At 65.7% G+C, this 15651-nt stretch carries 14 protein-coding genes; 4 read left to right on the forward strand and 10 right to left on the reverse strand.

The features are described from left to right. The first annotated feature begins 4 nt into the window (after window positions 1-4). On the forward strand, window positions 5-2095 hold the full coding sequence (locus tag P8R42_14605) for a sulfatase (GenBank protein ID MDG2305844.1): 2091 nt from the start codon (window positions 5-7) through the stop codon (window positions 2093-2095). Here P8R42_14605 and P8R42_14610 read toward each other — a convergent pair. Together P8R42_14610 and P8R42_14615 are read right to left on the reverse strand one after the other, a co-directional pair. Beyond that, window positions 2083-3336, reverse strand: coding sequence for an MFS transporter (locus P8R42_14610; GenBank protein ID MDG2305845.1), 1254 nt, complete (start codon window positions 3334-3336; stop codon window positions 2083-2085). The two genes, P8R42_14605 and P8R42_14610, sit on opposite strands and share 13 nt — an antisense overlap. Next, on the reverse strand, window positions 3309-4229 hold the full coding sequence (locus P8R42_14615; GenBank protein MDG2305846.1) for a TIGR03619 family F420-dependent LLM class oxidoreductase: 921 nt from the start codon (window positions 4227-4229) through the stop codon (window positions 3309-3311). Before P8R42_14615 ends, P8R42_14610 begins: the two co-directional genes overlap by 28 nt. Before the next feature lie 45 nt (window positions 4230-4274). On the opposite strand from P8R42_14615, the gene P8R42_14620 reads away from it, so the two are divergent. Next, window positions 4275-4922, forward strand: a complete 648-nt coding sequence (locus tag P8R42_14620) for an EthD domain-containing protein (GenBank protein ID MDG2305847.1) — start codon at window positions 4275-4277, stop codon at window positions 4920-4922. 4 nt (window positions 4923-4926) lie between these two features. On the opposite strand, the gene P8R42_14625 is transcribed toward P8R42_14620, so the two are convergent. Genes P8R42_14625 through P8R42_14635 form a run of 3 tightly spaced genes read right to left on the reverse strand, consistent with a single transcriptional unit; the run spans window position 4927 to window position 8522 of the window. Next, on the reverse strand, window positions 4927-5817 hold the full coding sequence (locus P8R42_14625; GenBank protein MDG2305848.1) for an alpha/beta hydrolase: 891 nt from the start codon (window positions 5815-5817) through the stop codon (window positions 4927-4929). Between the two features lie 39 nt (window positions 5818-5856). Beyond that, on the reverse strand, window positions 5857-7647 hold the full coding sequence (locus P8R42_14630; protein ID MDG2305849.1) for a monovalent cation:proton antiporter-2 (CPA2) family protein: 1791 nt from the start codon (window positions 7645-7647) through the stop codon (window positions 5857-5859). 59 nt (window positions 7648-7706) lie between these two features. Beyond that, complete coding sequence (locus P8R42_14635) at window positions 7707-8522, reverse strand: SDR family NAD(P)-dependent oxidoreductase (GenBank protein MDG2305850.1); 816 nt, start codon at window positions 8520-8522, stop codon at window positions 7707-7709. A 136-nt stretch (window positions 8523-8658) separates the two neighbouring features. Between P8R42_14635 and P8R42_14640 the strand changes: the two genes are divergently transcribed. After that, a complete protein-coding gene (locus tag P8R42_14640) occupies window positions 8659-8829 on the forward strand; it encodes a hypothetical protein (protein MDG2305851.1) in 171 nt (56 codons plus the stop codon). Window positions 8830-8831: 2 nt separating this feature from the next. Here P8R42_14640 and P8R42_14645 read toward each other — a convergent pair whose 3' ends face one another. Genes P8R42_14645 through P8R42_14665 form a run of 5 tightly spaced genes read right to left on the reverse strand, consistent with a single transcriptional unit; the run spans window position 8832 to window position 15001 of the window. Further along, entirely contained in the window at window positions 8832-9260 is a 429-nt protein-coding gene (locus P8R42_14645) for a MaoC family dehydratase (protein ID MDG2305852.1), read from the reverse strand. Beyond that, entirely contained in the window at window positions 9257-10372 is a 1116-nt protein-coding gene (locus tag P8R42_14650) for an acyl-CoA/acyl-ACP dehydrogenase (GenBank protein ID MDG2305853.1), read from the reverse strand. The genes P8R42_14645 and P8R42_14650 overlap by 4 nt, the downstream gene beginning before the upstream one ends. Before the next feature lie 14 nt (window positions 10373-10386). Then, the gene (locus P8R42_14655) at window positions 10387-11352 is read right to left on the reverse strand and encodes a bifunctional MaoC family dehydratase N-terminal/OB-fold nucleic acid binding domain-containing protein (protein ID MDG2305854.1); all 966 of its coding nucleotides are present in this window, start codon (window positions 11350-11352) and stop codon (window positions 10387-10389) included. A gap of 25 nt (window positions 11353-11377) precedes the next feature. Next, the gene (locus tag P8R42_14660) at window positions 11378-12547 is read right to left on the reverse strand and encodes an acyl-CoA dehydrogenase family protein (protein ID MDG2305855.1); all 1170 of its coding nucleotides are present in this window, start codon (window positions 12545-12547) and stop codon (window positions 11378-11380) included. A 39-nt stretch (window positions 12548-12586) separates the two neighbouring features. Continuing rightward, entirely contained in the window at window positions 12587-15001 is a 2415-nt protein-coding gene (locus P8R42_14665) for a CoA transferase (protein ID MDG2305856.1), read from the reverse strand. A gap of 265 nt (window positions 15002-15266) precedes the next feature. Between P8R42_14665 and P8R42_14670 the strand changes: the two genes are divergently transcribed. Then, window positions 15267-15641 carry a VOC family protein gene (locus P8R42_14670; protein MDG2305857.1) on the forward strand — a complete coding sequence of 125 codons (375 nt, stop codon included), beginning with the start codon at window positions 15267-15269 and terminating at the stop codon, window positions 15639-15641. Window positions 15642-15651 lie beyond the last annotated feature (10 nt).

The raw sequence follows: 15651 nt of genomic DNA on the forward strand, positions 1-15651 counted from the left end.
GCCCGTGCGCCGCACCGCGATCGTCTTCGGGCTTCTGATCCTCACGGCCGCGGCCGGCTGTAGCCGCGGAGCGCCCGACGACCCCGGCGTCGCCGAGCGGCGCCGTCGAACGGTGACGAGTTCTTCGTTCGAGCAGGCGCCCGCCGGGGCTCGACCCGCCGTCTACGCCCCGGCGTATCGGATCGTGCGTGAACTCGATCCTCCGCTGCCCCGCGCAGAGCCCGAACAGTGCGGCGTTTCCGACGATTTCCGGCCGGCGCTCGGCTGCCTCGAGAACCTCCCCCTGGGGGAGAGCACAGCGAAGAGGCCCACGGACAACCGGCTCGTGGTCGAGGGCTCCGTGCCCCGAAAATTTTGGGGTCGGCCGATGCTGATCGAGCCCCGCGTCCGCGGCGAAGCGATCGCCGGATTCAAACGCGCCTCCTCGAAGATCGTGGACTCCGGATTCTTCGGTTTCGACTTCGAGACCACGCTCCCACCGCTCGATGGCGACGGCGACCTCGAGGTTCAGCTTCGGGGGTACGTCGTGCCGCCCGCTACGCGGGACTTCACGAGCACCGAGATCGCGATTGGCGAGGGCGACTTCCTGTCCGTCGGGCTCGCGATCTATCCGATTGGCCTGCCGTTCGCGACGCCGGTCGACTTCGAGATCACGGCGCAGTCGGACTCAGGCGATCACGAGCTGTTCCGCGAGACCATCGACCCAGCCGCGTGGGACGGTGCCTGGCTCGATCGGCGAATCGAGCTCGACGCTCTCGCCGGGCGGACGGTTCGCCTTCGGCTACGAACCAAGGCGCACCCCGCCGACGACGCCCCGGCAATGGGCTTTCCCTTGTGGGGGTCGCCCCAGGTGTTTCAGGAGACGCCGCGCGGGAAGCGCCGCAATCTGATCCTGATCTCTCTCGATACCTGGCGCGGAGACCACTTCGGCTCGAACGTGTCAGGGGGGCCCGTCACACCACAACTCGAGGAGCTCTCTCGAAAGGGAGCGGTCTTCCAACAGTCGATCACGACGTACCCGTCGACATCGGCGTCGCACATGAGCCTCCTCACCGGCCTGTACCCGATCACCCACCAGGTTCGGTTCGCGAACGATGTCCTGAGCGACTTACTTCCCACCCTCGCCGAGATTCTGGCCGCGAGCGGCTACCAAACGGGCGCCGTCACCGAGAACGCGATGCTGCTAGCCGAGACGGGGTTCGCGTTCGGCTTCGACTCCTACTTCGAAAACAAGGGGCTCGGAATCTGGAGCACCGAGGGACAGATCGACTCGACCCTCGCTCGGGGCCGGCGGTGGCTCCGCGAGCACGCCGGCGAGCGGTTCTTCCTCTTCCTGCACACCTACCAGGTGCACACGCCGTACGAGCCGCCAGACGAGTACATGGTGGAGCCCCGCCCTGCCGATCTCGACCCCGCCCGAGAGCCCAAATGGGTGACCCGCCTGCGCCATCAGTACGCAGGAGAAGTACGGTACTCCGACAACGCGCTCGCAGACTTCCTGCGGGAACTCGAGCGCACCGGGGTGCTCGCCGATTCCATCGTGGTTCTCACCTCCGACCACGGCGAAGAATTCTCCGAGCATGGTCAGATGGGCCATTCGAAGAGCGTATACGACGAAGTGCTTCGGGTTCCGCTCCTCGTGTGGGCGCCCGGACTCATTCCGCCCGACGTCCGCGTCGACTCCATGGTCTCGCTCGTCGACGTGGTTCCGACCCTCCTCGACCTTCTCGAGATCGAGGCGCCGGCGAACCTCCAAGGACGAAGCTTGCGACCCGCGCTCGAGGGACAAGCGATCTCGGTCGGCGAGCCTCGATTCGCGGAAGGCCCCGACACATCGAACCCCGGGCGCCGGCTCATTGCCGTCCGAACCGACACGCACAAGTGGATCGCGCCCCAAGGGTCGACCACGCCAACCGAGATCTACGACCTTCGTGCCGACCCCGGAGAGACGAAGAATCTCGACGACGACGAGCTCCGCGAGATCGGCCGACGTCACCTCGAAACGTATTTCAGCCTCGCAGCGGGCGCGTCACCCAAACGGGAACTCGACGCCCGAACCACCGAGAAACTGCGCGCCCTCGGCTACGTCGAGTAGATCTCCCGCTCGTCGCGGACGAACAGCAACGCAGCGAATGCCAGCACGTTCAAGATCGCGAACGTCAGGAACGCCGCCGCGTACCCGCCCGAAGCATCGGACACCGAGGCGGCGAACCATGCCCCCAACGCGCCGGCCGGCAGCGCCAGCATCAGCACCCCGTAGATCTGCGCCATCGCCCGCACTCCGAAGCAGTGCACGATGACCAACGGATAGACGACGTCCCGCGCAGCGGCCGAGAAGCCGAACAAAACCACGAAGATCCAAGTCGTGGCCCCGTTCGCCGGAAAGAGCAGGAAGAACGAACTGACCGCGAGCAGGCCGTAGTCGAGCAGCGTCGCCGTGCGGGCCGCGAGCCGGTCGGCGATCCAACCGAAGCCGATCTTACTCACGATGCCGATGAGGATCGCGTTCGAGAGATGGGTGCGCGCGTCTCCTGCAGACCACCCGAGTTCCGTGAGATGCAGCACCAGGTGATCCAGGATCGCGACGAAGTAGAAGAAAAACGTCGCGAGGGCGACGGCCAGGACCCAGAAGCTCCGCGTGCGTAGGGCTTGCGGCAAACTCAGGTCCCGATCACCGGCATCAGCCTCCGCGGGACCCGCGACAGCTCCCTCGAGGCCCCGCGGCTCGCGCACCGCGAAGAACGCAACGGGCAACATGACCAGCAACGCCACGCCCCCCATCGCCTGGAAGATGTCCCGCCAGGCCCCGGGCGACGCGGCCAGCCCGGCCGACCGTACGAGGAGCGCGCCACCCAGGTTCGACCCTGTGTAGACGATCCCCAGCGCGAGGCCCCGATGCCGACCGAACCAACGCGAGACCAACTGCCCGACGGTGATGTCCCCCAGACCCGTGACCGACAAAGCCTGCACGCACAGGATCGCGTACAGCTGCCACAAGGCTCCCATGCCGCTCAGGAGGAGGAATGAACCACCAAGCAGCACCGTGGAGGTGACGAGCACCGCTCGCGCGCCGAAGCGCACCACGAAGAAGCCGACCAAGGGACTCGCCAGCGCCATGACCCAGAGCTGGGGAGCGCGCGCGCCGGAGAACTCGGCCTTCGTCCAACCGAAATCGGTGATGATGTCCGGCGCGACAGCGCCGAAGACGTAGTTGTAGCCCAGCCCCATCTGACAGATGAGGCCGCCGAAGACGACGAGTGCCGCTCGCAGGCCGGGGCGCTCGTGCAGCGGGGGGCCGTTGTCGGGATTCACCCAGCCGCCCGGACGGCGGCCCACGTCTCTCTTAGTTCGTCGAAGAACGCGGCGGCCCCGTCGGGCTTGCGCACGAAGGCAAGCATCTGAAGCTGCACCTCGGTCGCGCCACGCACGCCGAGGTCGTGCGCACCTTCGAGCGTCTTCTTCAAGTTCGGTCGGCCCTGGGCGCCTTGGGCCACGGTCAGGGTGCCGCGCACGCGGAGCTTGTCGGCATCACGCCCGTTCTCGGTCCACGCCTGTTTGATGCGGGCGATTCCCTCGGTCATCCCGTCCACCGTCTCGCCCATGATCGGAATCCACCCGTCCCCGAGATGCGTGAGGCGATACATATTGCGCTTCGTCAGCGTCCCCGAGAAGAATATCGGCAGCTCTTTCTGCACCGGCTTCGGCTCGCACCAGATGTTCTCGAAACGCACTGTCTCGGATTCGAAATCCGTCGGGCTCGGCCCCCAGAGGGCGCGACACGCCGCGATCATCTCGGTCAGCAGCAATCCTCGTTTTGCGTAGTCCAACCCGACGGCGTCGAACTCCTCCTTCTGCCAACCGGTTCCGACACCGAGATCGAGACGTCCCTGCGAGAGGACGTCGAGCGTGGCCGCTGTCTTCGCAAGCACGACCGCCGGACGCAACGGCGCGATCAGAATCCCCGTCGCCAACCGCACGCGACTCGTCGCACCCGCAATCGCCGCGAGAACGGTCATCGGCTCGAGCCACGGTGTTTCGATCGGCAGCGGAAAGGCACCCCACTCGTACCGTTGTGTCTGGTCGCTCATGACGACGTGATCGGGCAGGACCACGCTGTCGACGCCGGCCTCCTCCGCCAACTGCGCGACTTTCACCACGCCGTGAAGCTCGCCTTGCGGGAAGAACGGGCCGTAACTTGGAATGCCGAGGGCCAACGTCGGAAGCGTCATGGAGTTCCTCTATCATTCCGAAATCGACTTCGTCATGCTCCCGCCATGACCAAGCTCGGCCTCGTGCTCCACCGCCCCCCGACCCTGCCACGCGAGGCGTTCCGGCAGGAATACGAATCGAGCGCCCCGCAGGCGGACCAGCACTCGATCCACCTTCCGCTTGAGACCGATGCACTGCGCGCGGATGCCTTAGGCCAGAAGCCGCAGCGGGCCCGATGCGACGCGCTCAGCTTCCAGTGGTTCGCGGATCCGAAGGCCACTCCCGCGACGCCCCCGAGCGCGGTCGCCCGAGCAGACACGTACCGGCTCGAAGAGGTCGTCCACTGGGACCGCCTGGGCGAACGTCCCGCCGGCACGACGTCGCCCGGGATCAAGATGGTCGCGTTCGTACGGCGCCTGCCGGAACTCTCTTCTAGCGAGTTTCGCGAGCGTTACCTCGAGCACGCCGAGATCGCGCGAGAGCACCACCCCGGCATCGCCCGTTACGTCCAGAACTTCGTCATCAAGCCCCTCTCCCCGGACGCGCCGCAGGTCGACGGCATCGCCGAGCTCCATTTCGCGACCGAAGCCGACCTGACGACCCGGTTCTACAAGGAAGACGCGAGCGTGAAGGTCGTCGGTGCGGACGTCGTGCGCTTCATGACGATGCGCGGATCGTGGTCGATCCTCGCGACCGAACGAGTCCTGCGGTAGCGCGTCAGGCCGGCACGGTCTGGAGAAACGAGCGGATCTCCGCGAGGAGCTCGTCTGGCCGGTCGAAATGCAACATGTGACCGGCCCCATCGATCTCGACGAGGCGCCCATTGCCGAATGATCCGACCCGCCTTTCGAGTTCGTCCGGCTCAAGGTAAGTCGCACCCGGCTTGTCGAACCAAAACTCCCCCGACTCACTCCCATTGATCAGCAACGCGGGTGCCTGGATCTCGGCCCAGAACGCACGCATGTAGTCGATCGAGAAGGAGCCCGTCACGCTGAGCGTCGCGAGCATCGGATCGAACTTCCACTCGAGCGTGCCATCCTCGCGAGCCCGCGTGCCCAGCTCGGTGAGCTCCCGTGCCTTGTCCTCCGCGAGCCGCGGGTTCTTCTCCCGAAGTCGTTTGTACGCCGCCTCGAGATCCGGCAAGCCGCGCACGCCGCGCTGGGCGCGGTCGACCGCGTTCCACGCCATCCGATGCCGCGCGACGCGCCACTTCATCGGATGCGGGGGCGGACCGAGACCTTCCAGGATCACGACGGCGCGCGGGACGTCGGGAAACGCACCCGCCCATTGCCCGACGACCTCGCCCCCAAACGAGTGTCCGACGACGACCGGCCGTTCGAGACGAAGAGCCCGAACGAGGTTGCGCAGATCTCCTACGAAATGGCCGAACGCATAGTAGGGAGTCGTTTCGCTGTCCCCGTGCCCCCGCAGATCGGCCGCGTAGACGCGGTAGTCGCGACTCAGCCCGCGAGCGAGATCATCGAAGGAATGGCTGTGATCGCGCAGGCCGTGCACCAGGACCAACGGCGGAGCGTCCAGCGCGCCCCAGTCCCGAAAGTGAATCCGGAGCGGGCCGCTGCGATAGAAGCGTTCACGAAACTCGCGCATGACTGCCCGGTTGGTAGCCGCCCCCTGGCGAACGCGCCACTAAGCGACTTCCACCTCGGCTTCGATCTCTTCGTCCGCCTCGATCAAGAGCCTCAGCTCCTCCTCGGCCTCCCGAGCGGATTGCACCAGTGCATCGTCGTCCTTGTGAAGCGCGAACTGGTGTTCGAGCGTGGCCTCATCATGCTCGCGGAAGATCTCGACCGTGCGTGCTGCGCGTTCCGGCGGAGCCCCGAGCCCGCACAGAACGGCCTCGGAGAGTTCCAGGCTAGAAACGAACGTGAGCCGCATCACGTACTTTGCCCCTACCTCTCGCAACGCCAGAGCGTGTTGACGATTCCTCGCGGCCGCGTAGATCTCGAGCTGTGGGAAGTGCTTGCGGGCCATCTCCACGATCCGTAGAGAGCCCGCGGCGTCGTTGACCGTCACGACGAGCAGCTTTGCATCGCCCGCGCCGGCCGCTCGCAGGAGGTCGAGCTGACCCGCATCGCCGAAGTAGACCGTGTTCCCGAACCGCCGCACGAAATCCAAGTGGCCGGGATCACGCTCGAGCGCTGTGAACTCGATTCCCCGCGCTCGAAGGATTCGCGCCACGACCTGCCCTGTGCGACCGAAGCCCGCGATGATCACCTCATGAGCCTCTGGTTGCGGCTCGTTCTCCCGAGCCGGCGCCTCCGAATCCAACCACGGGACGAGGAAGCGTTCGTCGATCAACACAAGGAGCGGCGTCAGACCCATCGACAGCGTCACGATCAGAGTCGTCAGCCGCACGGATTCCGGATTCAGTAGATCGTACGCCGGAGCGGCGGACAGAATGACGAACGCAAACTCCCCGCCCTGACACAGCAAGAGCGCCATGCGCCGAGACGGCCCGGCCCCGACGCCCATCACGACGCCCGCACCGAACAATAGAGCCGCCTTCACGAGCATGAAAAGGAACGCCAAGCCAAGCGCGAGGAGCGGCTGCTCGAAGAACAAGGCAACGTCGAGCGTCATCCCCACAGAGAGGAAGAAGAGTCCGAGCAGGAGTCCCTTGAACGGTTCGACGGATGCCTCGAGTTCATGGCGATACTCGGAGTCAGCGAGGATCACGCCCGCGACGAACGCGCCCAGCGCCATTGAAAGACCGAGGCTGACCATCGCCAACGATGCGCTGAGGACGAGCAGTAACGTCGCTGCGATGAAGATCTCGTGCGTCCTGGAGTGAACGACGATGCGCAGTGCCGGACGCAGCAGGTATCGGCCCGTGACGACCAGCGCGAGCAACGCGGCCAGGGTCCCAAGCGATCCCCAGAGCGGGTCGCCCTCGGCCGGGTTCGGATCCTTTCCGAAGATAGGCAGGAGCGCCAGAATCGGGATGACGGCCAGGTCCTGAAACAGCAGGACTCCGAAGGCCGCGCGACCATGAGGCGACCGCAGGTCTCCCTTCTCCCAAAGCAGCTGGAGGACGAACGCGGTGGACGACAGCCCCAGAGCGAGCCCCAGGACCACGCCATCTGCGAGACCGCTGCCCCGCAACACCATCAAGAGCCCGGCGAGGGCGGCGGCCGCGGACACCAACTGAAGAGCACCGAGCCCGAAGACCGCTCGACGGAGCACCCAGAGGCGGGACGGCCGGAGTTCCAGCCCGATCACGAAGAGGAGAAAAACGACGCCGATCTCCGCGAAGTGGAGGATCCTCTCCGGGTCCTCGATGAGACCCAGGGCTTGCGGACCGATCGCGATCCCAGCCGCGAGATAGCCCAGTACCGAACCGAGCCCCAGGTACCGGAACAGCGACACGGCCACCACCGCAGCGAAGAGATAGATCGTCGCGTCTCGAAGGAGCTCCATTTGGGCAGCTTACTCGACACGGCGGAGGACGCGATGCTTCCGGCGCCGCGCGCCCGACGCTACTTCAACCAGCCCTGGTTTCGAGCGAACGGCTGCGCCTCGATGGTGCTGCCGTTCTCGAACGTCCCTGCAGGCTCTCCGGCCACGTGCGCTGCAACCCTCCCGATCAAGGCCGGCGGCACGCCTCGCTCCGCGATCCACTCGACCGGTCCGCCCGAGGCGAGCACCCTCTCCGTCGCGACCAGCCCCGGTTGGAGGTTCAGGGCCTCGATCCCGCGATCTCCGTACTCGACGGCAATGTGGCCCGCGATCCGGTGGAAGCCGCCCTTCGAGCAGCCATATGCGATCGCCCATCCACCTTCGCCGGGCGCGGCCGGCGGTGGGCGCTGGCCGGCGCCCGAGGTGATGCCCAGGATCGTGCCCCGGCCCCGGTCGACCATCGCCGCGAGAATCGGTTGCGTCACAAGAAGTTGCGCCGTGACGTTCGCGAAGAGCCGCTTCTCGAGGATGTCCGGAGGAATGTCGAGAAAGCGATCGTGGTTCCCGGGACCGACGAAGATCGCGTTGTTCACGAGAACGTCGACGTGCCCGAGCGCCGCGAGCGCGCGCTGCGCGGCCGGCACCAAGGACTCGCGCTCGAGCAGATCAAGCGGAATCGAGACGGCACGTCTTCCGTGGCTCTCGATCTCGGCGGCCGTCGTGTCGAGGCTCCCGCCGATCGGTTTCGAGGTAAGACCTTCGGCGGCCCGCTCCTCCCCTTCCCGCACCGTGCGGGCGGTGATGGCGACGTCGTATCCGGCCGCGGCGAGCGCGACGGCGATCGCTTTGCCGATCCCACGGCTCGCCCCGGTCACCATGGCGGTTCGTTGCGACACGAGCCCTCCATAGCAGTTTCCGCTTGCCTCCGCGCGAGCTTGCGGGGGGGGGGGGCGGCTAGCGGGCTACGCCTTCGGTACATCGGAGCTCTGCGGCACGATCCACCCACTCACGTTGTGGGAAGACGAGGCCAGCATGCTGGCGTTCGTTACTAGCCCGTCACATCTAAACGCGGTCGCGAACACCTGCAGCGTCTCCAAGGACCTCGCCGCAACCAACTACCCATACCCCGACACGGTCACGCCGACCGATCTCAACTACGCGTGGCGGCAGCTCGGCGGTCTCGCGCCCTACTGCGGAGGCTGAACTCAGGCGATCGGAAGCGCCAGGCGTACCGCGGCCGTGACGTGCTTTCCGATGCTGTTCTTGCCGATCACCTCGATGTCGACCACGCCCCCGTCTTCCGTCCGGGCCGTGACCCTTCCGGTGAGCGTCATCGTGTCGCCGGCGTAGTTGGGCGCACCCAGCTTGATCTGGATGGCCTTGAAGAACGCCTCCGGCCCGGCCCAGTCGTTCACGTAGCGCTGGACGAGGCCGTTCGTGGTCAGGATGTTCATAAAGATGTTCTTCGTGCCGCGCTGCTGCGCGAGGCCGATGTCATGATGGACGTCTTGGTAGTCGCGTGAGGCGATCGCGGTCGAGATGATCAGCGTCGGTGTGAGCTCGATGGCAAGTTCGGGTAGCTCTTCGCCGTCGGCGACCTGATCGAAGCGCTTGGTCGGAGCCAGTGCACTCATGCGTCTTCTCCTTCCGCCAACAGCGCACCCAGGCGGGCGAGGTGGACCGAGGCGCCACCGAGGCTGTACTCCGTCTGCTTCGTCCACAGGAAGAACCGATGGATCGGGTAGTCGACGTCGGCACCGATTCCGCCGTGCAGGTGTTGGGTGGAGTGGGCAACACGGTGCCCCGCCCGACAGGCCCACCACTTCGCGACCTCGACGGCCTTGTCGGCATCCCGGTCTTCATCAACCGCCCAGATCGCCTGGTACAACGTAGAGCGAATCGCCTCGACGTCGATGAAAGCGTCGGCCGCTCGCAGCTGATAGGCCTGGAAGCTGCCAATCGGCTTTTCGAACTGCTTGCGCTCCTTGGCGTACTCCGCCGTACGCATCAGCGCTGCGAAGGAGATGCCCAGCTGCAGTGCGCTGAGAGCGATCGTCGCCCGGCGCTCGATCCACCGAACGACCTCCGCACCCTTGGACGGATCCCCCAGGGCCTCGGCCGTCGCCCCAGTGAGCGTCACCGTGAACTGCGGCTCTCCGTTCGTCGTAATCTCCCGCTCGAGCGCGACTCCCGCCTGGTCGGGTGAAATCAGGAAGACGCCGACCGCACCGCCGTCCATCCGAGCCGGCACGACGATGCGCGCGGCACGATTCGCATCCGGCACACAGACCTTCACGCCGTCGAGCACCCAGCCGTCGCCGGACTTCTTCGCCGTCGTCGCGGGCCGCGCCGGATCGACATGGCCCATTTCGGCGAGCGCCGCCGTGAGAAACGTCTTGCCGGCGGTAACGTCGGGCAGACACTTCTTCTGATCGTCCGACCCGAACTCCTGGATCGGCAGGGCGCCCAGAACCAGCGTCGAGAGAATCGGGAGCGGGGCAATGCAGCGACCCGCCTCCTCACAGAGGCCGGTGAGTTCGGACATGCCGAAGCCTCCGCCTCCGAGATCCTCACGAATCGCGACCCCGAGAAGGCTCGCGTTCGCGAGTTCGGTCCACAAGTCGTCGTCGTACCACCCCGGACCTTCCGCGAGTTGCTTCACTCGGTCGTCGGTCGCGCGATCGGAGATGATCTGCCGCGCGAGGTCCTGGATGGCCTGCTGGTCTTCGCTCAACGAGAAATCCATGGCTGCCTACGCTCTCAATCCTTGACCGGTCGGAACTGGTGCAACGCCAGTTCCGGATCGGTGCGTACGAATTCGGCCTGTACGACCATGCCGATCTTGATGTCGTCTTTGGAGATGCCGATCACGTTCGAGACGATCCGGACACCCTCATCCAGCTCAATGAGCGCGATCACGTTCGGGTATTCGAAGGCGGGAATCGGCGGATGATGCATCGCGACATGGCTGTACACCGTACCGCGGCCCTTCGACTCGATGGTCTCCCATTCGAGCGACTGGCAATGCGGACACATCGGCTCCGGCGGGTGGCGCAGCTCGCCGCACGAGCTGCACTTCTGGATAAGAAGCTTGTTCTCTTCGAGACCCTTCCAGAAATGCGCCGTGTCGCGCGTGATCCCGGGGCGCGGACGCGGCGGCCGACCCTTCTTCTCTCCCTCAACGGCCGCTTCCGTCTTCTTCTTGCGTGGACGGAACTTGAACAAACGGAAGATCATCGTGCCGACCGTCTCGCCGTCCTGATCGCGGAAGGTGTAGAGCTGACCGATGAAGTGACCCGTACCGAGGCCGGTCTGCTTCTCCGGAGAGATGCTGTCGATCACGATCTCGTGCGTGAGGTGATCACCCGGCTTCAGGTAGCGCATGTACTCCTGGTCGCAGTTGACCGCGACCACCGAGGTGAAGCCCTGCTCGGCGAAGACGTCCCACAACTCCGCCTGCGCGTTCGGGCCGGTTGCGGACGGCGGCTTCAGACCGCGCATCGTCCATGCCTGCAACATCGACGGCGGCACCACGAGGCCACCGAAAACCGACGCGGCAGCCGCCTCGGGATCGGTGTACACCGGGTTGTCGTCGCCCATTGCATCGCACCAGTGACGCGCCATCGGCGTGTTCACCGGATCGCGCGCCACGAACGGCTCGCCGACACGGCGTCCTTCGAACTCTTTCAGGCGAGCGTAGAAGCTCGTCTTCTCGTCTTCCAACACGAGTCGTGCTCCCTTCCCTGCGGGGTTAGCCGCGCGGCAGTCCGAGGCCCATCCAGGCCACGATCTGTCGTTGAATCTCGTTCACACCGCCACCGAACGTGTTGATCTGACACGCGCGGTACTGCATCTCGATCTCGCCGCGCAGGACCGCCCCGGGCGACTTCGACTTGAGCAGCCCCGGTTGGCCCAACACGTCGAGCAGAAGCCGATAGATCTCGATCAGCTCCTCGGTGCCAAAGACCTTCACCGACGAGGCTCGCGCCGGCTCGAGCTTGCCGCCTTCGAGCTCCCAGGCCATCCGCCAGTTCATGACCTTTGCCGCCTCGGTGCGGGCGAAGGCTTCGGCGAGCGCCGTTTGCACCCAACCCTGCTCTATCAGCGGACGGCCATCATCCGTCGTGGTCTCGCGCGCAAAGCGAACGGTGTCGTCGACCAAGCGCTGCGCAATGCAGCCCCAGACGCCGAGTCCGATCCGTTCGTAGTTGAGCTGAGTCGTGATGAGCGTCCAGCCCGCGTTCTCATCCCCGACCCGATTCGTCACGGGGACGCGAACGTCCTCGTAGTACGTCATGTTCGTGCGGCCATCGCCGACTGTGAAGATCGGTGCGAGGCTGAACCCCGGCTGGTCGGTCGGGCAAATGAGGATGGTGATCCCCTTGTGCTTCTTCGCCTCGGGGTCGGTGCGGACGGCGAGCCAGACGTAGTCGGCGTCGTTGGCGCCACTCGTGAACATCTTCGTGCCGTTCACCACGTACTCGTCGCCCACCCGCTCCGCGGCGGTCGAGAGCGCCGCGAGATCGGTCCCGGCCCCGGGCTCTGAATATCCGATGGCGAAGTGTACCTGCCCGCCGAGAATGAGGGGCAGGAACTTCGTCTTCATCTCCTCGCTGCCGTGCCGCATGATTGCCGGCCCGACCGTGTTCAAGGTGACGAACGGGAGCGGAGCTCCCGCGCGACGCGCCTCGTCGAGGAAGATCAGCTGCTCGATCCCCGTGAAGCCCTGCCCGCCCCACTCCTCTGGCCAGCCGACGCCGAGCCAGCCATCCTTGCCGATCTGGCGAATGACTTCCTTGTAGACGGGCCCGCCGACCTCGTGACTGAGACGCTCGCGCGTCTCCTCCGTCATGAGACCGGCGAAGTATTCACGAATCTTCGTGCGGAGCTTTTGCTGCTCAGGCGTGAAATCGACGTACATGGGACTCCGGGGGTTGTGAGGCAGGCGGGCGAACCGCGCCTACCCGGCCATTCGGTCTCCGATTATGGAAGTGCTTTCGAGGCGCTCGAGATCTTCTTTCGACAAACCCAGCTCACCGCTGAGGATTTCGGCATTGTGCTGACCCAGGGTCGGCGCAACGGTCGCGTACTGTGGCTCCGGTCCGTACGAGAAGCGCATCGGCCAGGTGGGGTAGCGGCGCTCGCCCGAACGGGGATGATCCAATGCCTGGTAGAAGCCCCGCGCTTCCAGCTGCGGCTCGCCGTACATCTTCGTTGCTACGAGAGCCTCGGACACGGGGATGCGGCGCTCGCGCAGGACTGCGACGACGTCGGCGGCGGAACGCTGCTTCGTCCATTCCGTCAGCTTCGCGTCGATCTCATCGTGGCGGGCCACGCGGCCGGACAGGGTTCCCAGCGCCGGGGCGGTCGCCCATTCCGGTCGCTCGAGAGCCTCCACGAGCCGAGACCACTCTTCATCCGTTCTCACGGAAAACGCGACCCACGCGCCCTCGTTCGTCGGGTACGCGCCCTGCGGCGCGAAGTCGCGATCGCGGTTTCCGTAACGGCCGAGCACGGTCCCATTCATCGTGTGCTCGATGATCTGCTCCGGCGTGAGGCATGTCCCGGTTTCGAGCTGGGCGACTTCGATGTGCTGACCCTCACCGGTCCGCTCGCGGTGCATGAGTGCAGACTGGAGGGCGACACCGACGTGCATCGAAACACCGCAATCGATGAAGCCTCCCGGATTGAGCGGTGGCCCGCCCGGGTGACCCGTGACCCAGGTCATACCCGCGGCCTGCTCGATGACAGTCGCCCACCCAACGTAGTCACGCCACGGACCCTCGAGACCAAAGCCGGGCATCCGGACCATGATCAGGTCGGGTTTCGTCTCGATCAGCTTCTCGTACGTGAGACCGAAGTTCTCCATCACGCGCGGCGAGAAATTCTCGATCAGGACGTCGGTGTCGGCGAGCAGCCCAAGCAGGAGGTCGCGGGCCTCTTCCTGGCGGAGATCGAGAGTGAGATCGCGCTTCCCGTGGTTCGAACCCTGGTAGGTCGTGCTGTGCTCGTAGTAGTCCTCGCCGAGCTGCGGGTACGTCTGGCTGAAGCGGAAGCCGTCGGGGCGCTGGACCGACTCTACTTTGATCACATCCGCGCCGTGAGACGCGAAGTACATCCCGACGAAGGGTCCCGCCCAGAACGTGCCGAGATCGAGCACCCGCAGGTCGCGGAACGGAAGGCCTTCGACGTCGGGGCGACCGTTCGGCCGCTTCTTCCGAGTGGGGACGACCGGCTCCTCACGTGCGGCCCAGGGATCGTCGAGTGCCCAGGTGTGCTCTCCCAGGCGCGGCGCGGTGGTCCGAATTGCAGCCGGCGTCTTGGCCAACCGATAGGGGAATCCGGGTCGCTTCCAGTCGCGGCCGGGCTCCTGCACGAAGAACGGACGCTCGCGGAACTGATCGAATCGCTCGAGCGTGTCACCGCTACCGATCCAGACCGTGGGAATGCGGAAGGCCTGGCCGAGCGTCACGATCTCGTCGGCCGTGTGCTCTTTGAGCCACGGCTGAATCGCGTCGAAGAACTCCTGCGCGACGGGAAAGTCGGATTGGATGTTCTTCTGCTCTTGCGCGAACTGCGGGACCTCGAAGAGCGTGCACGTGTCTTCCCACTGCTGCGCGGTCAGCACGTTCACGCCGACCCACGCGTCCTTGCAACGAAGCACGCCCGGCAACGGGGTGCGCCGCTTCTGCGGCGGCGGCATGCCCATCTTCCTGAGCGTCTCGGCCCACATCATCGGGTAGGGCAACGTCCCGACGAGGCACTCCATCATCGACACGTCGACGTCGACGGCCGAATTCTTGTCCCGTGCGGCGCGCACGGCGGTGAGTGCGGCCGTCGCAGCGAAGGAGCCGACGAGATACTCGGGGATACGGCCACCGACACGAACGGCTGCAGATCCCGGGAGGCCGTGTGCAGACACCCAGCCACCGGCCGCCTGGATCACCAGTTCGGTCGCCTCGAGGTCGCGGTACGGCCCGGTCTGACCGAAGGGAGAGATCCGGACGAGCGCGATCCGGGGATTGAGGTCGCGAAGGACGTCGAGACCGAGGCCCCGCTTCTCGAGCCGCCCGGGCCGATCGCTCTCGATGACGACGTCCGCACCAACGAGCAGCGCGCGAACCTTCTCGACCGCACCCGGGCCGTCGAGATCGATCACCATGCTGCGCTTGTTCGCGTTCAGGTAGCGGGCGAGCCCACCCTCTTCGGGGTCGACCTTGCCGTCCTTGAACGGGCCCCAGAGACGGAGAGGATCGCCTTCGGGGGGCTCGATTTTGACGACGTCCGCACCCAGATCGGCCAATAGCTTGGACGCGTACGCACAAGCGATGTCGCCACCGATCTCGACGACGCGTAGATCGCGAAGAGCTTCCATGGGTAGGGCTTTCGAGCGGAGAGGACGGACCAATCCAGTCGAAGTCTAGGTAGCGCGGCCCCCCTTGGGCGGCAACGATGCGCGAACGGTTCGGATGCGCTATTCGCCCCGCGGCTCCGGGTCACCCGGAAAGCGCGGCAGATCTTCGTGGGCCTCCGGCCAGGCGGGCTCGTCCACGTGCCACAGGCCCGCGTCCCCCCGTTCGAGGCGGGGGTCAAGTCCGGGGCGGCCTTGCGCCATCGCCCGGGATGGCGGATGATCCGCCATGGTCAAGCTGGATCATCTCATCCTCATGGTGAACGACATGGACGCGAGTGTCGCGTTCTACATGGAGATAATGGGGTTTCGGGATGAGGGCAGCAGCGAGCCCTTCCGCGTGATCCGAGTCCGCGACGACCTCACGCTCCAACTGGCGCCCTGGGGCACATCGGGGGGAACGCATCTGGCGTTCGCGATGGAGCGCCCCGAGTTCGATGAGGCCTTCGCTAGGATCCGCAACGCGGGACTCGAATACGGGGACTCTTTTCACAGCGTGGGGAATCAGCAGGGCCCCGGCGACGCGACCGGAGCTCTCGGCCCCGGCAAGGCCGTCTACGTCTTCGATCCGAACAAGCACCTGATAGAGATTCGTCACTACTGATCCGGCGACG

The organism is Candidatus Binatia bacterium (genome assembly GCA_029243485.1).
Lineage (GTDB): Bacteria > Desulfobacterota > Binatia > UBA12015 > UBA12015 > VGTG01.